Source organism: Pseudoduganella umbonata (assembly GCF_014192225.1).
In the GTDB taxonomy this organism is placed as follows: domain Bacteria; phylum Pseudomonadota; class Gammaproteobacteria; order Burkholderiales; family Burkholderiaceae_D; genus Rugamonas; species Rugamonas umbonata.
In genome coordinates this window covers 152,726-176,031 of the sequence record NZ_JACHXS010000003.1, presented here as the reverse complement: position 1 = coordinate 176,031, position 23,306 = coordinate 152,726, and the positions used below count along the sequence as shown (strand labels likewise).

Below are 23,306 nucleotides of genomic sequence, written 5' to 3'. Positions count from 1 at the left end.
CATGCGGGGACAGTCCACTGCTGCTCGGCCGCTATCTGCGACATCTGCATAACGACTGCTTATGCGCTTATCGGTGCGCTTACCTCTGCGCGACCAGCCGGGCGTGCAGCATCTCGCGTTCGGCGGGATCGGGAGACTGCAGGTAGGCGAATTTTCCCGCAATGAGCGTGGCGACGGGGGCGCCGTCGCGGAACAGCACGCGGTTGCCGGCCAGGGCGGGGACCTTGTCGCCGGGCAGCAGGATGCCGCACAGGTTCAGCGGGTCGACGCCGGACACCGCCACCAGCGCGCCGTCGTGAGGCCGGCGCCGCATCTCGCGCAGCAGCGGGATGGCTTCGGGCAGCGCGAACTGTTCGCCGGACAGCCCGGCCACGAAGCGCCCGCCGCGGATCTCGCCGCGCGCTTCGAGGCGGTGGTACACCGGCAGCAGTTCGCGCCACGCCGGCAGCCACCCCGCCTCGCGCTCCAGCAGGTGCCAGAACATCACGCCGTAGCGGCGCAACAAGGTCATCGCGATGTGTTCCAGCGTTGCCGGCTCGGTGCGCGGGCGCCGCGCCGGCGCAGGACGGGGACCCGGGTCGGCGGCAGCGCCCCGTTCGGCGATCGCCACGCCGTCGGCGCGGCGTACCAGCGCCCAGCGGCCCGCTTCCTCCATCGTCGGGCCTGCGCCGCGGCGGCGCTTGCGGTCCATCGTGTTGCGCTTGTTGGCCGGCACCAGCATTGCGCGCAGGCCGGCATAGCTGTCGGCGTTGACGAGGCCGGTGGCGACCAGTTCGCCCAGCGCATCTTCCAGTTCGGCGCCCAGCAGCCGCGCGTCGTGCGCCAGCTCGTCGAAGAACATCGCGCCGTGGGCGCGCAGCGCATCGAGCACGCGCATCGCGCGCGACGATACCTGTACTTCGGTGGCGACCGCCGGCAGCGCGTGCCACAAGGCCAGTTGCCGGCGCGGCAGCAGCACCAGCGGCGTGCCGCGCACCGGGCCGCCGCTGGCGCTGGTCGGCGCGCCGACGCGCGTCCACACGATGCGCCCGGCGCGGCACAGGTCGTCGAGCCACAGCATCGAGTATTCCCTGACACGGGTCGCCAGGATCTCGCTCTCCCACGCGCCGGCGGCCGCTTCATAGCCTTCCAGCTGGGCCAGCGCCTGCGGCAGCGCATCGCTGCCCTGCAGCCGGGTGTCCTCGCCGACATGCTGCCATTCGAACAGGAAGCGCATGAAATCCTGCCGCTCCACCGGCTCGATCTCGCGCCGCAAGCTCTTGATGGTGTAGCGGTGGATGCGCGCCAGCAGGTGCCGTTCGCACCATTGTTCATCCACCGCGCCGGGCGTAAACCGGCCCCGCATCACGTAGCCTTCGCTTTCCAGCGCCGCCAGCGCGATCGTCACCGTGCTGTCCGGCAGGCCCAGCGACGCGGCGATGGCGGCAACGGTCTGCGGCCCGAAGCCGGACAGCCGCGCGCGCAGCAGTTCGACCAGCGCGGCGTCGCGCGTCCAGGCATCGTCGCCATCCACCACCAGGCGCTCGGGGATCGCCAGCGGCGGCGTGGCGACGGCATCCGGGTAAGCGGCCTGCAGGCAGGCCAGCCGTTCCAGCGCCACGTAACAATCGGCGCCGCCGCCAGTCAGGCGCGTGGCCCGGCCGCTTTTCACCAGCGCGTCGATCCAGTCCTGCCATCCTTCGTTGGCGGCAGCTTCGTCGCGCGTGATACAGGCCAGCGCCACCAGTGCTTCATGCATTTCATCGGCATTGCGCGGGCGCGGCCACGCTTCCTCGGCCACCGCGCCGATGGCGCCGGCATCGAGCGCGCCGAGATCGTCGGTGGACGCCGGATCGGTCCAGCGGCGGTTCAGCACGGCCTGGGTGCGGCGTTCTTCCAGCGGCGCGTCGTCGAGGAAGGCGTAGGGGCGGGCATTGAGGATTTCCATCGCCAGCGGCGACGGCGCCGGCAGGTCGCGCGACAGCAGCCGCACGTCGCCCGCCTCGATGCGCCGCAGCAGCGCCAGCCAGCCTTCGCTGTCCATCGCCTCGTGCAGGCAATCGTCGACCGTCTGGTCCACCAGCGGGTGGCTGGGCAGTTCGCGCTCGCCGACGATGTTTTCCAGGCACGCCGCGCCATCGGGGAAGACGGCGGCCAGCATGTCGTCGCTTTTCATCCGCATCAGCTGCGGCGCCACCTTGCGCCCGCCGGCGAAGCGGGGCAGGGCCAGTGCCGTCGTGGCGTTCCAGCGCCAACGCACGTTGAACAGCGGCGCGTCGAGCAGCGCCTGGATCAGGATGTGCTCCGCGCTTGCCGAGCGCAGGTAGCGCCATACTTCGTCCAGCGGAAAACTGTGGCTTTCCGACAGCGACAGCACGATCGCATCCTCGGTGGCCGCGGCCTGCAGTTCGAAATTGAAGGTGCGGCAGAAGCGCTTGCGCAGCGCCAGGCCCCAGGCCCGGTTGATGCGGCTGCCGTACGGCGCATGCAGCACCAGCTGCATGCCGCCCGATTCGTCGAAGAAGCGTTCCATGACGAGCGTGTCGCGGGTGGGCAGTGCGGACAGCGCGGCGCGGGCCCGGGCCAGGTACTCGACGACCTGGCGCGCCGCATCGTCGCCCAGGCCCAGGTGTTCATACAGCCAGCCGATGGCATGCTCGATCGCCTCCTCGCCGTCCTCCTTCTCGCCCAGCAGCCGGTCGATTTCGCCGCGCAGGCGCGCCACCCCCAGCGACAGCTCGTCGCTGCGGCCCGGCGCCTCGCCCAGCCAGAAGGGGATATTCGGCGCCGCGCCGCGGGCATCCTCGACGCGCACCTTGCCCGCTTCGACGCGCACGATGCGGTACGAGGTGTTGCCGAGCTGAAACACGTCGCCGGCCAGGCTCTCCACCGCAAAATCCTCGTGCACGGTGCCCACGTTCTGGCCGCCCGGTTCCAGCAGCACCGTGAAATCGGCATTGTCGGGAATCGCGCCGCCCGAGGTGACGGCCGTCAGCCGCCCGCCGCGCCGGCCGCGCACCGTGCCGCTGACGGCGTCGCGGTGCAGGTACGCGCCGCGCACGCCCTGCCGGCTGTTGAAGCCTTCGGTCAGCATGCGCAGCACGGCGTCGAAGCGGTCGCGGGCCAGCGCGGCATACGGCATCGCCCCCCGTACCAGGTCGAACAGCGCATCCTCGTGCCACTCCCGGCTGCCCACCTCGGCCACGATCTGCTGCGCCAGCACGTCGAGCGGGGCAACCGGGACGTGCAGCGTATCGAGTTCGTCGCGGCGCACGCAGTCGAGCAGGGCGGTGCATTCGACCAGGTCGTCGCGCGAGGTGGGGAACAGCCGGCCTTTCGGCAGGCCGCCCACGTGGTGGCCGGAACGGCCGACGCGCTGCAGGAACGCGGCGATGCTGCGCGGCGAACCGATCTGGCAGACCAGGTCGACGTCGCCGATGTCGATGCCCAGTTCCAGCGACGCGGTGGCGACCAGCATGCGCAGGTCGCCCCGCTTCAGCCGCTGCTCCGCATCGAGCCGGTATTCCTTCGCCAGGCTGCCATGGTGGGCCGCCACGTGCTCGCCGCCCAGGCGGTCGGCCAGGTGCCGCGCCATCCGCTCGGCCATGCGCCGCGTGTTGACGAACACCAGCGTGGTCCGGTGCAGCACCGACAGCTCGGCCAGCCGGTCGTAGACGCGCTCCCACACTTCGTTCGGCATCACCGCTTCCAGCGGTACCGGCGGCAGTTCCAGGCCCAGGTCGCGGGCCCGCACATGGCCCACGTCGACCACTGAGCAGGGCCGCCCGGCACCGGCCAGGAACTGCGCCACGACCGACAGCGGCTTCTGCGTCGCCGACAGGCCGACCCGCACCGGCGGCACCTGGCGCAGCGCGGCCAGCCGCTCCAGGCTCAGCGACAGGTGGCTGCCCCGCTTGCTGCCGGCCACCGCGTGGATCTCGTCGACGATCACCGTGCGCACAGTGGACAGCATGGCGCGGCCGCTGTCGGAACCCAGCAGCACGTACAGCGACTCCGGCGTGGACACGAGGATGTGGGGCGGGCGCTTGCGCGCCGCGTTGCGCTCGGCCTGCGGCGTGTCGCCGGTGCGCACGGCGCTGCGGATGCCGTGCGGCGGCAGGCCGAGGGCCGCCAGTTCGCGGTCGATGCCCGCCAGCGGCTCCAGCAGGTTGACGCGGATATCGTTCGACAGGGCTTTGAGCGGCGAGATGTACAGCACCCGCGTTTCATCGGGCAGGGCCTGCTCCCGGCTTTCCCGCACCAGCGCATCGATCGCGGCCAGGAACGCCGTCAGCGTCTTGCCGGAACCGGTCGGCGCGGCGACCAGCGTGTCCTTGCCGGCCTGGATCAGTGGCCAGGCGTGGCGCTGGGCCTCGGTGGCGCCGCGTGAAAAGGCCGCGGCGAACCATGCGGCGACCGCGGGATGGAAGGCGTAGCGGGGGCGCGATGCGATCGCCATGCGGCCTTATTCGGCGTGGAACTCGTCGGCGTTGGCGAACAGGTTCCAGGCGGCGATGAACAGCGCGGCGATCACCGGGCCGATCACGAAGCCGTTCAGGCCGAACAGCGCCATGCCGCCGATCGTCGACAGCAGCACGATGTAGTCGGGCAGCTTGGTATCCTTGCCGACCAGGATCGGGCGCAGCACGTTGTCGACCAGGCCGATCACCAGCACGCCGTACAGCGCCAGCACGACACCCTGCCAGACCGACCCGGTGATCAGGAAGTAGATCGCCACCGGCCCCCAGATGATCGCCGCGCCGACGGCCGGCAGCAGCGACAGGAACGCCATCACCACGGCCCACAGCAGCGGGCCCGGCACGTCGAGCAGCCAGAAGATCAGGCCGCCGAGCGCGCCCTGCGCCATCGCCACCAGGACGTTGCCCTTGACGGTGGCGCGGATCACGGTGATGAAGTTGTCGAACAGCGGTTTCTTGTAGCGCGACGCCAGCGGCACGGCGCGCTTGATGCGGGCCGACAGCGTGCGGCCGTCGCGGAACAGGAAGAACAGCAGGTAGAGCATGACGGTGGTGCTGATCATGAAATCCAGCGCCTTGCTGCCGAAATTGATCGCGTAGCGCGCCGCCGCCTGGCTGATCTGCGCGGCGCCGGCCGTCAGCTTGTCCTGCAGCATGGCGATATTGGTCAGTTCGAAACGCTCCAGCACCGACAACGCCCACGCCGGCAGCGCGGCGATCACGCGCTGGAACATCACGTTGAAATCGATCTGGCCCGTGTTGATCATGCTGTACACGGCGGATGCCTGGTCCACCAGCGAGGCGGCGATCATCGTCAGCGGCATGATCACCATCAGCAGGATCAGCAGCAGCGCCAGCAGCGCCGCCGAGTTGGGGCGGTTGCCGAGCGCGTTCAGCAGGGCGGCGTACAGCGGCGCGAAGACGATGGCGAACACCACGCCCCAGAACACGGCGCCGGAGAACGGCAGCAGGATCCAGAAGAAGGCCAGCGTGACGACGCCGAGGAGCAGCAGGAACGAGGATTGCGGCAGAGTGTAGCGCTTCATGGATTTTTTATTGTGGAGTTGTGCAGGTAGACGATGTAGCCCCATCATAGCCGAACGGACAAGTTTTCCGGTATCGCCGTGGCCGGCGTGTGCCTATCGTGCGCGTTGGCACCCGCTCATCTGGCGATAATGACAAGATCCGCCTTTGCGCCATGCCCGGAGAACCGATGCCGCGAACCGATTTGTATTGCCGTGTGTCTTGCTGCCTGCCTTGCGCCGCCGCGCGAAAGGCGTGTTCATGACGGAGGGAGAGCCGGTCGGCTGCCACGACTGCGGCGCGCTGTATCGGTGGCGCCCGCTGGCGGACGGCCAGCGGGCCCGCTGCACCCGCTGCGGCAACGTGCTGTATCGATGGTTTGCGCACGGGCCGGCGCCCACCCCGGCATCGATGGTGGCCGTCACGCTGGGTGCGGTGCTGGTGTACCTGATCGCGCAGTGCTTTCCGATCGTCGAGCTGGAAATGAACGGCCTGACGTCGGGCGCGACGCTGCTGCAGGCCATCGGCGTGCTGTGGAACGAGCGCATGGAAGTGATCGCGGCGATGGTGTTCTTCTTTGCGGTGGCGTTCCCGGCGCTGGAACTGGGCGCGCTGCTGTACGTGTCGGCCGGGCTGCTGCGCGGCCGCCGGCCGCCGGGTTTCCACCTGCTGCTGCGGGTCGTGCAGGGCGCACGCCACTGGGCGATGACGGAAGTGCTGATGATCGGCATCCTCGTCACCGCCATCAAGATGACCAGCCTGGCGCGGGTGATTCCCCATCCGGGCCTGTTCGCCTTTGCCGCGCTGACGATCCTGGCCGCGGTGGCGCTGCGCTACGAGCCGCGCGCGCTGTGGGCGCTGGGCGAGCAGATCGACCCGGCGCCACGTCCGCCGGAGGAGGCGGCACCCGCGCAACCGATCGACTGCCACGCGTGCGGCCTGCTCAACGGCGGTGCCTGCGAGGGGCGGCACTGCCGCCGCTGCGGCGCCGTACTGCATCGCCGCATCCCCAACAGCATCACGTGGACATGGGCCTTGCTGGCGGCGGCCGCGATGCTGTACGTGCCGGCCAACATCCTGCCGGTGATGTATACCGAATCGATCGGCGGCACCGGCGGCGACACGATCATGAGCGGCGTGGTGCTGTTCTGGGAAACCGGCTCGCCCGGGCTGGCCATCGTGATCTTCGTGGCCAGCGTGCTGGTGCCGGTATCGAAGCTGGTGGCGCTGGCGGTGCTGGCCGGCACAGCGCAATGGGGTTCGCGCTGGGCGCCGGCCGGCCGCACGCGGGTGTACCGCATGGTGGAATTCATCGGCCGCTGGTCGATGCTCGATATTTTTGTCGTCACGCTGACCGTGGCGCTGGTGCGCTTCCAGACGCTGGCGGTGATCACCGCCGGCCCCGGTGCGCTGGCCTTCGGCTGCGTGGTGATCCTGACGATGATCGCCTCCAGCCGCTTCGATCCGCGGCTGATCTGGGACCCGCTTAACGGAGAATCGCATGCCTGAGCAAGACCTTCCGCCACCCGCCGTCGACCGGCCGAGCCGCTGGCTGCCGTCGCTGATCTGGCTGATCCCGGTGCTGGCCGCCGTCATCGGCGCCACCCAGGTGATCGACTGGATGACCAGCCGCGGCCCGACGATCGTCGTCAGCTTCGCCACCGGCGAGGGGCTCGAGGCCGGCAAGACCAGGGTGAAATACAAGGATGTCGACATCGGCGAAGTCGTCGCCGTCACGCTGGGCGAGGACGGCAACCGGGTCGACGCGAAGATCCAGATGGCGCGCGAAGCGAAACGCTTCACCGCCGCGGACACGCGCTTCTGGGTGGTGCGGCCGCAGATCGGCGCCAGCGGCGTGTCGGGCCTGGGCACGCTGCTGTCCGGCCCCTATATCGGCGCGGCGCCGGGCAGCAAGGGTGACACCACCACCGAATTCACCGGGCTCGACACGCCGCCGGCCGTGCCGCCCGGCCTGAGGGGACGCGAGTACCGGCTGCATGCCGACAGCCTGGGTTCGGTCGGCATCGGCTCGCCCGTCTACTACCGCCGCCTGCGCGTGGGGCAGGTGGCCTCGTTCGAACTGGACCGGGAGGGCGACGGCATCGACATGTCCGTCTTCATCGAGGACCGCTACGTGGGCTTCGTCGGCACCGACACGCGCTGGTGGCACGCCAGCGGCGTCGACGTGCGCCTCGACGCGGCCGGTTTCAAGCTGAACACGCAGTCGCTGGCGGCGCTGGCGACGGGCGGCATCGCGTTCGAGTCGGGCAACGGGCGCAAGCCCGCCGCGGCCGCGCCGCCGGGCAGCCGCTTCATCCTGGCCGAAGACCGTGCGGCGGCCCTGAGGGCGCCGGATGGCCCGGCCGTGGCGGCGGTGCTGTACTTCGACCAGTCGCTGCGCGGGCTGGTGCCGGGCGCACCCGTCGACTTCCGCGGCATCGTGCTGGGCGAAGTGCGCGCGGTCGGCGTGGAGTTCGACCGCGTGCGCAAGGTCTTCCGCATGCCGGTCACGATCGACCTGTACCCCGGCCGCCTGGGCAAGCGCTTCCTGGACGCCTATTCCGGCGACGTGCAGGCCGGCCACGACACGATGGGCCGGATGATCGGCCGCGGCCTGCGCGGCCAGCTGCGCACCGGCAGCCTTCTGACCAACCAGCTGTACATCGCGCTGGACTTTTTCCCGAACGCGCCGAAAGCGGCACTGGTGGTGGAACCGGACCGGCTCGTGCTGCCCACCGTGCCGGGCTCGCTGGACGAGCTGCAAAGCCAGCTGCTGAGCATTGCCCGCAAGCTCGACAAGGTGCCGTTCGACGACATCGGTGCCAACCTGGACCGCACGCTGGTGCAGGCGACGGCCACGCTGGAGCGCGCCGCCGCCACGCTGGAACGCCTCGACGGCGAAGTGCTGCCGGAGGTGAAGGACACCCTTGCCTCGGCCCGTAAAACCTTCGCCAGCGCGGAAAGCCTGCTGGCCCAGGACGCGCCGCTGCAGTCCGACTTGCGCCGCACCTTGCAGGAAGTCACGCGCACGATGGAGTCCATCGACGCGCTGGCCGAGTACCTCGAACGCCACCCTGAGTCGCTGATCCGCGGCAAACCCCAGGAGGAGAAGAAAAAATGAAGCGTCCGTTCAACGCGCGCACCGCTTTGCCCGCGCTCGGCCTCGCCGCGGCGCTGGCCGGCTGCTCGGCGCCGCCCGTCGACCGCTTTTATACGCTGGCCGGTGGAGTTCCGCCTGCCTCGGCTCCCGCGCCGGCTTCCACGACCGGCAAGCTGTATGTCGAAATGCTGGCCGTGAACATCCCGGCGCAGGTGCAGCGCAACCAGCTCGTCGTCGGCAACGGCGCGGCAGGGCGGGTCGACGTGCTGGATCACCACCGCTGGGCCGGCCCGCTGGCGGACGAAATCGGCAGCGCGCTGTCGCTGGACGTCACCTCCCGGCTCGGCGCGATCGATGTCTACCGCACGCCGGCGCCGGACGGCGCGCCGGTGTACCGCATCAGCACCAACGTGCAGCGCTTCGAATCGGTGCCGGGCAGCTACGCGCTGGTCGATGCCGTGTGGAGCGTGCGGCTGGTGGGCAGCAGTACCGTGCTCACGTGCCGCAGCGTGCTGCGCGAGGACGCCGGTGCCGGCTACGAGGCGGTGGTGGCGGCGCACCGGGCCGCGCTGGGCCGGCTCGCCGAGGCGATCGCCGCCGGAGTGCAGGGCAGCCAGGGCGGCAGGCCGGCCGGATGCTGAGTTCCAGGGATCAGGCCGGCCCATCGCGCTGGCCCGGACAATCCGGCTGCGGGGCCGAAGCCTCCGTCTTCGCTGCCGTGCAGCGCAGCAGCGGATAAGGATTGATCGCGCCGCCGACGTCGTACACGCCGTAGTGCAGGTGCGGCGGCGTACCTTTCGCGTTACCGGAATCGCCCACGTAGCCCAGCACCCGGCCGGCCTCGATGCGCATGCCCGCTTGCACGTCGGCATAGCGGTCGAGGTGGGCGTAGTAATGGCGCTGGCCGCCTGGCCCCATCACCCACACCACCAGCCCGCCGAGGCGGTTGGTGCCGACCTGCGTGACGATGCCTTCGGTGCTCGACAGCACGGGCGTGCCGCGCCGGGCGAAGATATCGATGCCTTCGTGCTTGCGGCCTGCGCTGCGTGCGCCGCCCCAGGTGTCGCGCAGCGCGCGCGGTCGTACGCCCTCGACCGGCACCGGGAGCATTTGCGGCTTGGGCATCGCCACCAGCCGCATTGCGTACAGGGCGCGTTCGATGGTGGGTGACAGGAATTCGTAGGCCACCATGAGAATGACGGCAACCACGAGGGCTTTCAGGAACGTTCGCATGCTGGATCTGACGGGCTGGAGATACCGGGCAGATGGGGACGGGTTGGGGCGTTCCCAGACTTGATGCGGCCGTCCGCGCGGTGGTGCTGAAAATCGGTCGCAGTGGAGCACGTGTCAGACTCAGCGTGACTGTCGCCGCGCGCCGCCATGAATGAAGCCTGGTGACACCCCTGCATCAGCCGACTCGGCCAGTCCTTTGCGCCAAGGTAAAACGACCATGCCGAGACCAATGCAGCCTTGTAGAACTGTGTAACCGTCTAGCTTCCACAGCAAATCTGGCCGAGCCGGTGACGCTTGACAACCTCTAGAACATACAATGAAATTGCCTTGTGGAAACACAAAGGGCTGTGTAAAATCGATATTTCAGGCAGTAGATCACTGTATTTCCATTAGCTTTTGCGATTAACGCTCCGTACACTCATTCTCTTATGACGCAATTCCTCGGCGCCTGCAAGCGTGCGCTGCTCGCAACCCTTCTCATGACGCCAGTCGCAGCACACGCGGTCGAATGGAAGACAGATACGTCCAAGGTCGCGCGCTATTTCGACAACAATAATGCACGATCCCAGCACTTTTTCGGAGCCAATGCGGGAACAGGAGATTTCTTGCTGGCCCGTTCGGAGCCGGGTGAAGTTGCGAAGCGTCATGGACTCGACAAGGTATGCGTCCCGGTGTACGTCTTTGATGGAATCTCGGGAATCCTGACGAAGACCGCCAATCTCAGCTTCTATTTGATCAACCTTTCCAAGATCAAGGCAGCTACGGTCGACGCCAAGGAGAGACAGCTTGGCGAGGCAACTTACTTCAAGTACGCCGTCACGCTGAACGATGGTACGAAACTCGATGCAATTACTTGGAAACAGGACCGGGTCGTCGCGTGTGGCAATAATGCCGAGGGCAAGCTTATCCAGGCTCCGTTGGAGTGGACGAAGTTCTCGTCAGTGTCCGCGAACACATGTGACTTTGACGAGACCAAATTTAACTGGAAAACCGACGCACTCGTTGATGCCGCCAAGGCATTCCCGTACACGCACTATCCCGACTCGACGTCTCCTGTAGATCTGACTGGGGATGCTTTGTATCGCCACGGCTCGGTGGACATTCATTACGACCATGACCAGGCGGCCCTCGAACAGAAGTTTGCCTACTGTATTGAAGGCGCGAAAAAGATGGGCGATCTGAAGCGCAGCGCCAGGGCGAACATCGCCGCGCAGAAGGCCGCTGAACTCGCTGCCGATAAGACCAGGCAGGAAAAAGCGCAGCAGGCTAGAGAGGAGTTTATGCAGCAGCTCGTGCGTGAAGCTGAGGTCATGCGCAAGACAATCAATATCGGTACACGCACCAATTGCGGCCAAGTGTTCGAAATAAAGCGGCCGATGGTGGGTGTCCAGACCATCATAGGCATGCAGTACATTGACATCAGCCAGCTGTGGGGTGCCTCGGCAAATTGCTACTTCCGCAATGGGGTGTACGTCGGCATCGAGCGGTGAGCACGGCCACGGTGCAGGCTCGACGCTTACGTTGTTTTAGACTCTTCCTGTTTGCGATGGATCGAAATAGACCGCGGCAGTCGAGCTTTTAGACACTATTAGATGTCGACCTGTCCGAACGAGAGCGGATTAGACTCTTTTCGACACTTCTAGATCGTTTTAGACCGACAGTGGAAAAAGAAGGCGCAGGCGGTGCATGCCCGCCGCGCGACGTGTTCGCTTTCAGCCCGCTCACCCGAAGCGGCTCAGTGCTGCTGATCCCCCGGCGCCATCCACACCAACTCCCAGGCATGGCCATCCAGATCCTCGAATGCGTGGCTGTACATGAAACCATGGTCCTGCGGCGGACGCGGTACCCGGCCACCAGCCTTGATCGCCTTCGCCACCAGTTCGTCGACTTCCTCGCGGCTTTCACAACTCAGGCAGATCAGAACCCCCGTGGCCTCCGTCGCCTGGGCGAGGGGCTTGTCGATGAAGGTCTTGAAGAAGGCCTGGGTCAGCAGCATGGCATGGATGCTGCCTTCGGCGATCACCAGGCAGGCGCCTTTCTCGTTGCTGAATTGGGGGTTGAAGCTGTAGCCGAGCGCTTCGAAAAAGGCTTTGGACTTGTCGAGTTCCCTGACCGGCAGGTTGACGAATATTTGCTTGTTCATGGACATCCTCGGGTTATGGGTTAGCGGAAATATCTGGTCCTGCATCGACACGACGAACCATCACGATGGAAATCGACAACGCGACAGAATATTTTTGCACCATTCGACCGATCCGAAATAAAGCTCAGGCCCGGGCACCCGTGCCAGGACTTGCCGCGAGTTCGACCGGTGGCCAAGGACCTGACGGACGGGTCGACCGGCGCTCGCTGGTTGGATCATGCGGCCGGCAATAGCCGGCATGGCGCACGATGCCATCGGCCCTGCCTTCCGCGCTCACGGTCACGGTGAGGACGTACTGTTCGCCACATTGCGGCTCGTAATAAGGGATTCTGGGCCAGGGCGGCGGAGCAAAGTCAACCTCAATGCGCGCCGCGGTGATTTCCTCGGGCGGGATACCGGAACAGCCGGCAAGCTTTGCCAGAAGACCGCGATAGTGCGCCAGTCCCGGTTCGAACCCGGGCAGCAGTGGCTGCATCGCTGAAGCCAGCACGTCCAGTGACACCGCGCTCTGCTCATGCTGCCCGGCCAGCAAACGCAGCTTGCCGATCGCCCAGTAACCATCCACGTCGTTGTTCCGGCTGATAAACGAACCGCACAATCCGTTGGCGATGTTCGCCAGGCGAGCGCTTCTCGGCATACATTTGTCCCCCGTCATTGCAAAATCGTGTTGCGGTGAAGCTGGACGATAGCAGAAGAATAATGCGCTGCCAACGCAAGTAACTTTGCAAGTAACTCTGCGAACCTGGCCGCCACCGTCCACTCCACCGTGGCGCCGCAAACGTTTTCTCGGCATTACACTCGGTAGCTGTCCATCGATGACCGGCGGTCTGCGCGCCGGTTTTCCCACCGCCCGCCGAAAGGAAACGCCGATGCCAAACCCGCCTGCAGTCTCGGCCCTCGCGCCACCCATCATCACCGTCAACGGCACACGGGTGCCGGTACCTGCCGATCCGCGCGTATCGCTGCTCGACCTGCTGCGCGAGCACCTGCACCTGAACGGTACGAAGAAAGGCTGCGACCAGGGCGCGTGCGGCGCCTGCACCGTGCTGGTCGACGGCGAGCACCGGATCCTGTCCTGCCTCGCGCTGGCCGTGCAATACCAGGGGCGTTCCGTCACGTCGGTGGAAGGGCTGGCGGACGGCGATGCGCTGCACCCGCTGCAGCAGGCGTTCGTCGAGCACGACGGCTTCCAGTGCGGCTACTGTACGCCGGGCCAGCTGTGCTCCGCGCTGGGCATGGCGGCCGAGGTGAAGCGGGGCGTGCCCAGCTACGTGACCGCCGACCTGGCGGCCGACACCGTGGAATTCAGCCACGACGAGGTGCGCGAACGGATGAGCGGCAACCTGTGCCGCTGCGGCGCCTATAACGGCATCGTCGCTGCCGTGACCGAAGTCGTTGGCGGGCCTTATGCAAAGGAGCCGCAATGACACCCTTCACGTTTGCCCGCGCCGTCGATGCGGGCGATGCCGTCGCACGCGGCGCCACGCCCGGCACCCGGTACCTGGGCGGCGGCACCAATCTGGTCGACCTGATGCGCGAGACGATCGAGCATCCGGCCATGCTGGTCGACGTCACCGGGCTGTCCGATGCGATCGACGAGCGGCCCGACGGCAGCCTGCTGATCGGCGCCGCGGCCACCAATACGGCACTGGCCGAGCATCGCGCCGTGCGCACGCGGTTTCCGCTGCTAACGCGGGCGATCACTGCCGGTGCCTCGCCGCAGATCCGCAACATGGCGACCGTGGGCGGCAACCTGCTGCAACGTACCCGCTGCGGCTATTTCTACGATAACGAAGGCTCGCGCTGCAACAAGCGCGAACCGGGGCAGGGCTGCGACGCGCTCGACGGCTTCAACCGCATGCATGCGATCCTTGGCGCCTCCAGCCATTGCGTGGCCACGCATCCATCCGACATGTGCGTGGCGCTGGCCGCGCTGGATGCGGTCGTCCACCTGCAAGGGACGGCAGGCAGCCGCACGGTGCCGCTGACGGAGTTCCACCTGCTGCCGGAAGATCATCCGGAGCGCGAGACGGCGCTGCAGCCGGGCGAACTGGTCACCGCCATCGAAGCGCCGGCGCTGGCCTTCGGCGCCCGCTCCGGCTACCGCAAGGTGCGCGACCGGGCCAGCTACGCGTTCGCGCTGGTGTCCGTGGCCGCCGCGCTCGACGTGCAGGACGGCGTGGTGCGCGACGTGCGGCTGGCGCTGGGCGGCGTGGCCCACAAGCCGTGGCGCGCCTGGACGGCCGAACGCATGCTGAAAGGGCAGCCCGCCACCGAGGAACTGTTTGCCGCCGCTGCCGCCGCGGAACTGGCCGACGCCCGGCCGCTGCGCGACAACGCCTTCAAGATCGACCTGGCACGCCGCGCCATCGTGGCCGTGCTGGACGGTCTCGTCGATACCCGATCGTAAGGAGCCGCGATGAGCATCCTCCAGAAAGCCGTGCAGACGGCAATGCAGAAGGCGGTCGAGGTGGCGCCCGACGCCTTCATCCCCGGCGGCATTCCCGATACGCTGATCGCCGAAGGCCATGCGCTGGTCGGCGCGCCGGTGTCGCGCGTCGATGGCGCCGTGAAGGTGCGCGGCGCGGCGCCGTTCGCGGCCGAATTCGCGCTGGACGGCATGGCGTACGCGGCGCTCGTACACAGCACCATTGCCAAGGGGCGCGTCGCCACGCTCGATACCGCGGCGGCCGAGGCGGCGCCCGGCGTGGTCCTCGTGATGACGCACGAGAATGCACCGCGCATGAAGCCGGTGCCGATGTTCCTCAGCAAGCCAAAGGCGGCCGGCGGCGACAACCTGCCGGTGCTGCAGGATGGTTCGGTGCACTGGAACGGCCAGCCGGTGGCGCTGGTGCTGGCCGGCACCCAGGAACAGGCCGACCACGCGGCAACGCTGGTGCGCGTCACGTACCACGAGGAGACGGCGACCACTTCGGTGGCGGCCGCCAAGGCGCGGGGCCTGGAAGACACGGCGTTCCAGGGCGAGCCGCAGAAGGTGGAGATCGGTGACGCGGAGGCGGCGCTGGCGGCGGCGCCGCACCGCGTGGATGCCGTTTACCGCACGCCGCGCCTGAACCACAATGCGATCGAACTGCACGCCGCCACGGTGGCGTGGCATGGCGACGAGCTGCGCATCCACGACGCCACGCAGGCGGTGGCGCACACGGCGTGGTCGCTGGCACAGGTATTCGGGCTGAGGGAAAGCCAGGTGCGCGTCACGTCGCCGTTCGTCGGCGGCGGCTTCGGCGGCAAGGCGCTGTGGCAGCACCAGGTGCTGGCCGCCGCGGCGGCAAAACTGGCGGGGCGGCCGGTGCGCATCATGTTGTCGCGCGAGGGTGTGTACCGCGGGGTCGGCGGCCGCACGCTGACCGAGCAGCGCGTGGCGATCGGGGCCGGCGACGACGGCCGGTTCACGGCACTGATCCATACCGGCATGGCCGCCATGACGGCGCATAACAATATGCCCGAACCGTTCATCATGCCGGCCCGTTCGCTGTATGCAGCCGGCAGTTTCAAGCTCGCCGTCCAGGCGGCGAAGATGGACATGCTGGCCAACACCTTCATGCGCGCGCCGGGCGAGTCGGTCGGCTCGTTCGCGCTGGAATGCGCGATCGACGAACTGGCCGAACGGATGAACGTCGACCCGACCGACCTGCGCGGCCGCAACGAGCCGGAAAAGGACCCGACCAAGGGCTCGGCTTTCTCGTCGCGCAATCTGGTGGAAGCCTACCGGATGGGCGCGGAAAGCTTCGGCTGGGCGGCCCGGGAGGCCAGGCCGCGCATGCGGCGCGAGGGCGAATGGTGGGTCGGCATGGGCTGCGCCACCGCCACTTACCCGTATTACCGGATGCCCGGCGGCGCGGCGCGCATCACGCTGACCAGGGAGTCCCGCGTGCACGTCGAAGTGGCCGCGCATGAAATGGGCATGGGCACGGCCACGGTGCAGGCGCAGATCGTGGCGGCCCGGCTGGGGGTGCCGCTGGAAAACGTGACGGTGTCGTATGGCGATTCGGCGTTTCCCGGCACTGTCCTGGCCGGCGGCTCGCAGCAGACGGCATCGATCGGCCGGGCCGTCATCGCCGCCCTGCGCGCGCTGTTCACCGACCTGCTGCGCCTGGGCGGCGCCGGCACGCCGCTCGACGGACTGCACTTCGACGAAGTGCGCGGCCACCGGCGCGACAACGCCAGCGGGCTGTGCAAGGCGGGCGATCCGCTGCGCCATGCCAGCTACGCCGAACTGCTGTCCCGCGCCGGCCGCGACGAGCTGAAGATCGAAGGGCAGGCGCCGCCGCCGCTCGAGACGCTGCACTGGTCGATGCACTCGACCGGCGCGATCTTCTGCGAAGCGCGCGTCAACGCGGTAACGGGCGAGCCGCGCGTGACGCGTCTGCTGGGCGCATTCGATTGCGGCCGCATCCTGAACGCCAAGACAGCCGCCAGCCAGTTCCGTGGCGGCATGATCATGGGGCTGGGCATGGCGCTGATGGAAGAAACGCTGTTCGACGAGCGCAACGGCCGCGTGATGAACCCCACGCTGTGGGACTACCACGTGCCGGCACACCTGGACGTGCCGGCCATCGACGTGATGTGGACCGACATCCCCGATCCGCACGCGCCGGCCGGTGCGCGCGGCATCGGCGAGATCGGTATTACCGGCACCGCCGCGGCGGTGGCGAATGCCATCTACAACGCCTGCGGCATCCGGGTGCGCGACTTGCCGGTGACGTTGGACAAGCTGTTGGACTAGCGGCTCGCACCGTCGACCAGGTCGGCGAGCAGGCGCAACTGGCGGTCGAGCACGGCTATCAGCCGGGCCGCCGCGTGGTCGGCCGGAATCGTCAGCTTCAGCATGTCGAGCGCGCCGCGCATCGGCCCCAGCGGATTGCGCAGGTCGTGGCAGAACGCCAGCAGGAATTCGTCATGGCGGTGGTCCGCGGCGGCGAGCGCATCGAGTGCCTTGCGCAGCTCTCCGGTCATTTCTTCCCTGGCTGCCTGGGCCGCCAGCAGTTCAGCCTTTGTACGCTGCAATTCGCGTTCAAAGGCGCGGCGGTCGATGGCGGTGAAGATGGCCAGCACATCCATTTCGGCCTCGCCGAAGCGGTGCCGGGCAACGTTGAGCAGCGCCGGCACGCGTATGCCGTCGCGCCGCACGAGATCGATCTGCACGTCGCCGACCGCTTTCTGCAACCGCAGCAGGGGCTGGCAATGCGTCTGGTACAGCACGCCGCCGCCGATGCTGAGCAGGTCCTGCAGCCGCATGCCGCCCGTCAGTTCATGATGCGGATAACCGAGCCAGTCCACGCTGCCCCGGTTGGCGCAGCGGATCGTGCCGTCCGGCTCCGTCAGCAGCAGTGCGCAGGGCGCCCGGTCGAACAGGTCTGTCGGCGAGGGTCCGTGCGTTGGCGCCATGGCATCAGCCGGCCAGGCGCGGCAGGAAATCCGCGATCGCGGCGGCGCACGCACGCGGCGCGCTCATGTGCGGGCAATGGCCCGTATTGTCGATCAGGCACAATTCGCTGCCGGCCAGCGCGCGGTGCGTGAACTCGCCCACGGCGCGCGGTGCGAGCAGGTCGTCGGTGCACTGCAGGATCAGCGCCGGCGTGGCCGACCGGGGCAGGTCGGCGCGGTGATCGGAAAGAAACGTCACGTGGGCGAAGTGGGCGGCGATGGCGGGATCGGCGCGGCAAAAGCTGTCGGCCAGTTCCTTGCCGAGTTCGGGATGTGCCGGCGCACCCATGATGACGGGCGCCATCGTGCGCGCCCATCCCACGTAATTGTCCGCCAGCGTCTGCAGCAGGTCGCCGATGTCCTCCAGCGAAAAGCCGCCGCGGTAATCGCCATCGTTCAGGTAGCACGGCGACGGGCTGACCATGACCTGGGCGGCAAAGCGGCCCGGCTGCAGGATCGTGGCCAGCAGGCCGACCATTGCCCCCACCGAGTGGCCGACAAACACGAGCGGCCGGTCGGCAAATCCTTCGGCAAACTCGTCGGCGATCTCCAGCACATCCTGCGCATAGCCGAGCAGCGAGCCGTACTTCACCCGATCGTAGGCGCGCCAGTCGGAGGCGCCGCTGCCGACCGCGTCGAACACCACGATGCGGTAGCGGCCATCGAGGGCCGGCAGCAGGAAGCGCCACATCGACTGGTCGCAGCCGAAGCCGTGCGCGAACAGCAGCGTGGTGGGGCCATTGCCCCACGCCTTGACATTGTTGCGTTGCCGGATGCTCATAGCGATGTGCTCCACGCCCTGTTACGTCCCAGTGTAGCAGGCTTGCGGGGGGCCGGTGCACGCCTCCCGGTACGGCCTGTACTCCCGTGCAGGCCGGTAGACCATTTGCGCAACGAATGCGAAAATGCCGTTTATTCATGAAATAAATAGAGGTGCGATGGAACTGCGCGAACTGGACCTGAACCTGCTGCTGGTGTTCCAGGAGGTGTTCCGCGAGCGGCAGATATCGGCGGCCGCGCGTCGACTGCGCCTGACGCAATCGGCCGTCAGCAACGCGCTGGCGCGCCTGCGCCGGGCCACCGGCGACGAGCTGTTCGTGCGCACGGCGGCGGGCATGCAGCCCACGCCGTATGCCGAGCACATGGCCGAACCGGTGGCCACGGCGCTGTCCCACCTCGAACAGGCGCTGGCGCCGGCGCAGGCATTCGACCCGGCCGCGAGCCGGCGCCGCTTCACGGTCGCGATGACGGACGTGGGAGAAGTCTATTTCATGCCGCGCCTGGTCGAACTGTGCGGCGCCGCCGCGCCGGGCGTCGGCATTGCCTCGGTGCGCGCCGGCACGGCGGACCTGCGGGGCGAGATGGAGGCGGGCCGCATCGACCTCGCCATCGGCGCCTTCGACGATGCACCGGGCGCGCTGTACCAGCGCCGCCTGTTCCGGCAGGAGTACGTGACGCTGTTGCGCGCCGGCCACCCGCTGGCCACCGGCGCGCTGACGATGAAGCGTTTCGCCGCCGCGCGCCACCTGGTGGTGGCGGCGCTGGAAAGCCCGTACGACCGCATCAACACCGCGTTGCAGAAGGCCGGGATCCTCACTTCGGCCAGCTTCTCGGTGCCGCACTTCTCGGCCGCGCCGTACATCGTCGGCACGACCGACCTGGTGGTGACGGTGCCGCAGAAGCTGGCCGAGCGGGCCGCCGCGCCGTTCGGCCTCGTGTATGTAAAATCGCCGCTGCGCCTGGCGGCGCTGCAAACCAACGTGTTCTGGCACCGGCGCTACAACCAGGACGAGGGCAACCGCTGGCTGCGTACGCTGGTGGCCGATGCCTTCGCCGAACCGGCCACCGCAACCGATCCACGATAGGAGTCGCAATGCTCGTCAGCTTTACCATCCTGCTGCTGTTCCAATGCCTGGGCGAAGGCATCGTCTACCTGCTGCACCTGCCGATTCCCGGCCCGGTGGCCGGCATGCTGCTGCTGTTCGCCGCGTTGCTGGCGGCGCCCGCCTTGCAGAAGAAGATCGAAGCCGATGCCAACGAACTGCTGCGCCACCTGTCGCTGCTGTTCGTGCCGGCCGGCGTCGGCATTTTCGCGGCGGCGTCCTCCAGCAGCGGCCACTGGCTGGCGCTGCTGGCCGGCCTGGCGGGCAGCACGCTGCTGACGCTGGCCGTGACCGCCCTGGTGCTGCGCGCCGCGAGCCCGAAGGAACCCGATGCCTGAGCTGACCGACCTGCGCTCGTTCTGGGTCTACCTGAGCGCTTCGCCGCTGCTGGGATTGACCTTGACCCTGTGCGCCTACGCGGTGGCGCAAGCCGTCTATGCCCGCTGCAGGTTCTCGCCGCTGGCCAACCCGGTGGCGATCGCGATCGCCCTTGTCTGCGGCGCGCTGTGGCTGTCCGGCATGAGCTACGAGCGCTATTTCGCCGGCGCCCAGTTCGTCCACTTCCTGCTCGGCCCCGCCACCGTGGCGCTGGCCGTGCCGCTGGTGGGACAGCTGCCGCGGCTGCGCCGCGCGTTCATGCCGGTGATGCTGGCGCTGGTGTGCGGTTCGGTCACGGCCATCGCTTCCGCCGTGGCCATCGTCGTGGCGCTGGGCGGTTCGGCGCAACTGGCCCGCTCGATCGGCCCGAAATCGGCCACCACGCCGATCGCCATGGCCGTGTCGGAGCGGCTGGGCGGCCTGCCGTCGCTGACCGCCGTGCTGGTGATCGGCACCGGCATCTTCGGCGCCGTCACGGCGCGCTTCCTGTTCGGCTGGATGAAGATCCATTCGCACGAAGTGCGCGGCTTCGCGCTGGGCGTGGCTTCGCACGGCATCGGCACCGCGCGCGCCTTCCAGGTCAGCGCCGAGATGGGCGCCTTCGCCGGACTGGGGATGGGGCTGAACGGCGTGCTGACGGCCCTGCTGGCGCCGGGGCTGATTCCGCTCGTGCTGAAGTGGCTGGGGAAATAGGGGCGCGCCGAAGGCCGGCAGCCATGCCTTGTCGCGATCGCGTGTCAATCGCGCCACGCGGTGTCATCCCCGCATGAAAGACTTGGTTTTTAAGGGGCGATGACGTATGGTATTTCGTCCCCCAGGCATTTCTTGAAGTCTTCCATCGAACCTGCGGCCGGGCTCCCATCGGAGGTGCATGATGAGCAACGAACAGCAACCTAGTATGGATGAGCTTCGTTTCATGTTCGACAGGGAGCGGCATGCGCGGGAACGCTGGTGGCGTGAGGACGAACTCGTCAACCAGCGCACGACGTGGCTGCTGACCACGCAAGCCGTGCTCGGAACGGCATACGGCTTCGTTCGCTATCGGATCGCGGAAATCACTCATTGGGACTTCGCAAAGGGTCCTATCGATTATGTTGCGGGTCCTTACCTGGAGACGCTTGGCCTGTTCGCCTACTACCTGGTGTGTATCGGGATCACAGGATCCTCCGTTTCATTCGTAGGTATCCTTGCGGCGCACCAGGCACAGAGGAGCCTGCGGCGGCAATTCCCGGAGTTTTCACTTGGAGTCACTCCCTTCGTGACATTGGTGGGCCACATGACTGCGCTCGCGACCCCCTTTTTGTTCATCGTCGCGTGGAGTGTCGCAATGTACCTATTCAAGAGTTCCGCTGCGGATGCGCCGACGGCTGGTCAGGCGCATACGCAGGAAGGCAGGCTGGAAGGCAGGCCAGCCATCCAGGCACCGGAACAGCAGCCTTGCGCCAGTCCGGGTGCTCGGCCCGCTCCCGAATGTCTCTCGGCCATTGATCCGTGATCCGAACGAAGCGGGCGGTGACAGGGTCGTTATCAGCCCTGCGTGCCCCCCGCCGGGCTGACCGCCACCTGCAGCGTGGCCCGCAAGCCGGGCCGGTTATCGGCCAGCAGCAGCGTGCCGCCATGCAGCCGCGCCACGGCCGACACGACGGACAGGCCGAGGCCGACGCCGGGCGTGCCGCGGCTGATGTCGCCCCGGTAGAAGCGTTCGACCACGCGGGGCCGTTCATCCGCGGTGATGCCCGGGCCATTGTCGGCCACCACGATCTCCAGCATGTCGCGCTGCGGCTGGTGCAGCGAGATGGCGATCGTGCCGCCCTCGGGCGCATATTTCAGCGCATTCTCCACCAGGTTGCCGAGCGCCTGCGCCAGCAGCACCGGGTCGCCCACGGCGCACAGCGTGCCGCGCGGCGCAAAGGCCAGCGCGATATTCTTCAACTCGGCCACCGGCGCATAGAATTCGGCCACTTCCGCCGCCAGCTTCGCCAGGTCGACCGTGACGAAGCCGTTGCGCCGGCTGCCGCTGTCGATTTCGGCCAGCCGCAGCAGCGCATTGAAGATGTTCATCACGCGGTCGACGTCGTTGATCGCCGCATCGATCTCGTCGAACGTTTCTTCTTCGTTCGGGCGTGTGACGGACAGCTCCTCGAGCCGCGCGCGCAATTCGGACAGGGGCGTGCGCAGGTCGTGGGCGATGGCGTTCGACACGTCCTGCACGCCGGTCACCAGGTGCTCGATCTGGTCCAGCATGCGGTTCACGGTGCGCGTCAGCAGTTGCAGTTCGTCGCCGTCGCGCGGCTCGGCGAGGCGGCGCGACAGCTTGCCTTCGATGATCGCGGCGGTGGTCTGGCTGATGCCCTGCACGCGCGTCAGCAGCGCCCTGCGGATCAGCACTCCGCCCAGCGCGGCGCCCACCAGCACCGTGGCGGCGCAGCCGAGCAGCCCCCAGACGAACAGGCGCTCCAGCTCGTCGAAGCGGTTCAGGTTACTGGCGATCAGCAGCCGGTAGCCGCGGCCCAGCGACACCCGTACCAGTTCGATCCGGCGCGGCACCCCGTCGACACGGATGGTGGCCTCGCTGACGCCGTCCCGGTCCGGCAGGCCGGCGGGCCACGCCGGCAGGTTGCCGGCCAGCTTGACGCCGTTGGGTGCCATGAACAGGATGATCTTGCGCACGCCGTCGTTGGTGCCGGTCACCTGGCTGTCGATGGCGGTGGTCAGCGCGAACGGCCCGCCGCGCCGGAACAGGTTGGCGAGGCGCTGCGCATCGGAGGTGATCAGTTCCGTGCGTACCTCCTGGATGTTGGTATGCCACGCATACCACAGCGGCCCGGCGAACATCGCCAGCACCAGCAGGCTGACGAAGGCATAGCCGATCGCGATCGTGCGGGCGGAGAAACCGGGAAGTCTCACGTTATCGTTTTCCTTGCGGCCAGTCGTTACCGCCTGTCCTCATGGCTGGTCCGTCAGCATGTAGCCGGCATTGCGCACGGTGCGCAGCAGCGGCTTGCCGAAACCGGCATCGATCTTCTGCCGCAGCTTGCTGATGTGGACGTCGATCACGTTGGTCTGCGGGTCGAAGTGGTAGTCCCACACGTTCTCCAGCAGCATCGTGCGCGTGACCACCTGGTTGGCATGGCGCATCAGGTATTCGAGCAGCTTGAATTCGCGCGGCTGCAGCGTCACCGGCCTGCCGGCGCGCGTGACCTTGTGGGCCAGCATGTCCATGCTCAGGTCGCCCAGCGCCATCGTCGTTTCCACCGGCTGGTGCTGGGAGCGCCGCAGCAGCGCGTCGAGGCGGGCCAGCAGTTCGCCGAACGCGAACGGTTTCACCAGGTAATCGTCGCCGCCGCTTCGCAGCCCCTGGATGCGGTCGTCCACGCCATCGAGCGCGGACAGGATCAGGATCGGCACCCGGTTGCCGCCCTGGCGCAGCGCTTCGACGATGGCCAGGCCGTCGATCCCGCCGGGCAGCATGCGGTCCATCACGATCGCGTCATACGGTTCGCTGACGGCGTGGTACATGCCGTCGCGGCCGTTGTCGGCGTGATCGACCGTGTGGCCCGCTTCCGTCAGGCCCTTCTTCACGAAGCGGGCGACGCGCTCGTTGTCTTCGACGAGGAGGAGTTTCATGCTGTTTCGTGTCT

At 67.7% G+C, this 23,306-nt stretch carries 20 protein-coding genes; 11 read left to right on the top strand and 9 right to left on the bottom strand.

What is annotated here, in order from left to right; genetic code table 11:
- Positions 1 to 79 precede the first annotated feature (79 nt).
- Together FHS02_RS09550 and FHS02_RS09545 are read right to left on the bottom strand one after the other, a co-directional pair.
- On the bottom strand, positions 80 to 4,438 hold the full coding sequence (locus tag FHS02_RS09550) for a DEAD/DEAH box helicase (RefSeq protein ID WP_137313210.1): 4,359 nt from the start codon (positions 4,436 to 4,438) through the stop codon (positions 80 to 82).
- A gap of 6 nt (positions 4,439 to 4,444) precedes the next feature.
- On the bottom strand, positions 4,445 to 5,503 hold the full coding sequence (locus FHS02_RS09545) for an AI-2E family transporter (RefSeq protein ID WP_137313209.1): 1,059 nt from the start codon (positions 5,501 to 5,503) through the stop codon (positions 4,445 to 4,447).
- 238 nt (positions 5,504 to 5,741) lie between these two features.
- Here FHS02_RS09545 and FHS02_RS09540 point away from each other — a divergent pair, with 238 nt between their 5' ends.
- Genes FHS02_RS09540 through FHS02_RS09530 form a run of 3 tightly spaced genes read left to right on the top strand, consistent with a single transcriptional unit; the run spans position 5,742 to position 9,221 of the window.
- Entirely contained in the window at positions 5,742 to 6,989 is a 1,248-nt protein-coding gene (locus FHS02_RS09540) for a paraquat-inducible protein A (protein WP_137313208.1), read from the top strand.
- Positions 6,982 to 8,601: a PqiB family protein gene (locus tag FHS02_RS09535; RefSeq protein ID WP_137313207.1), complete on the top strand. Its 1,620-nt coding sequence runs from the start codon at positions 6,982 to 6,984 to the stop codon at positions 8,599 to 8,601. Before FHS02_RS09540 ends, FHS02_RS09535 begins: the two co-directional genes overlap by 8 nt.
- Positions 8,598 to 9,221: a PqiC family protein gene (locus FHS02_RS09530; protein WP_137313206.1), complete on the top strand. Its 624-nt coding sequence runs from the start codon at positions 8,598 to 8,600 to the stop codon at positions 9,219 to 9,221. Before FHS02_RS09535 ends, FHS02_RS09530 begins: the two co-directional genes overlap by 4 nt.
- A 10-nt stretch (positions 9,222 to 9,231) precedes the next feature.
- Here FHS02_RS09530 and FHS02_RS09525 read toward each other — a convergent pair whose 3' ends face one another.
- Complete coding sequence (locus tag FHS02_RS09525) at positions 9,232 to 9,813, bottom strand: M23 family metallopeptidase (RefSeq protein WP_137313205.1); 582 nt, start codon at positions 9,811 to 9,813, stop codon at positions 9,232 to 9,234.
- Between the two features lie 428 nt (positions 9,814 to 10,241).
- Here FHS02_RS09525 and FHS02_RS09520 point away from each other — a divergent pair, with 428 nt between their 5' ends.
- Positions 10,242 to 11,303 (top strand): hypothetical protein, encoded by a 1,062-nt coding sequence (locus FHS02_RS09520; RefSeq protein WP_137313204.1) that lies wholly within the window; start codon positions 10,242 to 10,244, stop codon positions 11,301 to 11,303.
- A 245-nt stretch (positions 11,304 to 11,548) separates the two neighbouring features.
- Here FHS02_RS09520 and FHS02_RS09515 read toward each other — a convergent pair whose 3' ends face one another.
- A complete protein-coding gene (locus FHS02_RS09515; protein WP_137313203.1) occupies positions 11,549 to 11,956 on the bottom strand; it encodes a VOC family protein in 408 nt (135 codons plus the stop codon).
- Between the two features lie 124 nt (positions 11,957 to 12,080).
- Positions 12,081 to 12,611 carry a hypothetical protein gene (locus FHS02_RS09510; protein ID WP_221403825.1) on the bottom strand — a complete coding sequence of 177 codons (531 nt, stop codon included), beginning with the start codon at positions 12,609 to 12,611 and terminating at the stop codon, positions 12,081 to 12,083.
- A 214-nt stretch (positions 12,612 to 12,825) separates the two neighbouring features.
- Here FHS02_RS09510 and FHS02_RS09505 point away from each other — a divergent pair, with 214 nt between their 5' ends.
- The 3 genes from FHS02_RS09505 to FHS02_RS09495 are packed head-to-tail and all read left to right on the top strand — an operon-like array spanning position 12,826 to position 16,703.
- Positions 12,826 to 13,383 carry a 2Fe-2S iron-sulfur cluster-binding protein gene (locus FHS02_RS09505; RefSeq protein ID WP_137313201.1) on the top strand — a complete coding sequence of 186 codons (558 nt, stop codon included), beginning with the start codon at positions 12,826 to 12,828 and terminating at the stop codon, positions 13,381 to 13,383.
- A complete protein-coding gene (locus FHS02_RS09500; RefSeq protein ID WP_137313200.1) occupies positions 13,380 to 14,366 on the top strand; it encodes an FAD binding domain-containing protein in 987 nt (328 codons plus the stop codon). The genes FHS02_RS09505 and FHS02_RS09500 overlap by 4 nt, the downstream gene beginning before the upstream one ends.
- Positions 14,367 to 14,375: 9 nt before the next feature.
- Positions 14,376 to 16,703, top strand: coding sequence for a xanthine dehydrogenase family protein molybdopterin-binding subunit (locus tag FHS02_RS09495; RefSeq protein WP_137313199.1), 2,328 nt, complete (start codon positions 14,376 to 14,378; stop codon positions 16,701 to 16,703).
- Here the strand turns inward: FHS02_RS09495 and FHS02_RS09490 are convergent.
- Together FHS02_RS09490 and FHS02_RS09485 are read right to left on the bottom strand one after the other, a co-directional pair.
- Entirely contained in the window at positions 16,700 to 17,365 is a 666-nt protein-coding gene (locus FHS02_RS09490; RefSeq protein WP_137313198.1) for a histidine kinase dimerization/phospho-acceptor domain-containing protein, read from the bottom strand. The genes FHS02_RS09495 and FHS02_RS09490 overlap by 4 nt on opposite strands.
- 4 nt (positions 17,366 to 17,369) lie before the next feature.
- A complete protein-coding gene (locus tag FHS02_RS09485) occupies positions 17,370 to 18,185 on the bottom strand; it encodes an alpha/beta fold hydrolase (protein WP_137313197.1) in 816 nt (271 codons plus the stop codon).
- Between the two features lie 157 nt (positions 18,186 to 18,342).
- Here FHS02_RS09485 and FHS02_RS09480 point away from each other — a divergent pair, with 157 nt between their 5' ends.
- The 4 genes from FHS02_RS09480 (at position 18,343) to FHS02_RS09465 (ending at position 21,160) form a co-directional block, all read left to right on the top strand.
- Complete coding sequence (locus tag FHS02_RS09480; RefSeq protein ID WP_137313196.1) at positions 18,343 to 19,269, top strand: LysR family transcriptional regulator; 927 nt, start codon at positions 18,343 to 18,345, stop codon at positions 19,267 to 19,269.
- Between the two features lie 8 nt (positions 19,270 to 19,277).
- On the top strand, positions 19,278 to 19,625 hold the full coding sequence (locus FHS02_RS09475) for a CidA/LrgA family protein (protein WP_137313195.1): 348 nt from the start codon (positions 19,278 to 19,280) through the stop codon (positions 19,623 to 19,625).
- Positions 19,618 to 20,358, top strand: coding sequence for an LrgB family protein (locus tag FHS02_RS09470; protein ID WP_137313194.1), 741 nt, complete (start codon positions 19,618 to 19,620; stop codon positions 20,356 to 20,358). The genes FHS02_RS09475 and FHS02_RS09470 overlap by 8 nt, the downstream gene beginning before the upstream one ends.
- 178 nt (positions 20,359 to 20,536) lie before the next feature.
- On the top strand, positions 20,537 to 21,160 hold the full coding sequence (locus FHS02_RS09465) for a hypothetical protein (protein ID WP_137313193.1): 624 nt from the start codon (positions 20,537 to 20,539) through the stop codon (positions 21,158 to 21,160).
- Between the two features lie 32 nt (positions 21,161 to 21,192).
- Here FHS02_RS09465 and FHS02_RS09460 read toward each other — a convergent pair whose 3' ends face one another.
- Positions 21,193 to 22,572 (bottom strand): sensor histidine kinase, encoded by a 1,380-nt coding sequence (locus FHS02_RS09460; RefSeq protein ID WP_229422562.1) that lies wholly within the window; start codon positions 22,570 to 22,572, stop codon positions 21,193 to 21,195.
- A 39-nt stretch (positions 22,573 to 22,611) separates the two neighbouring features.
- A complete protein-coding gene (locus FHS02_RS09455) occupies positions 22,612 to 23,292 on the bottom strand; it encodes a winged helix-turn-helix domain-containing protein (protein ID WP_137313192.1) in 681 nt (226 codons plus the stop codon).
- Between the last annotated feature and the right edge of the window lie 14 nt (positions 23,293 to 23,306).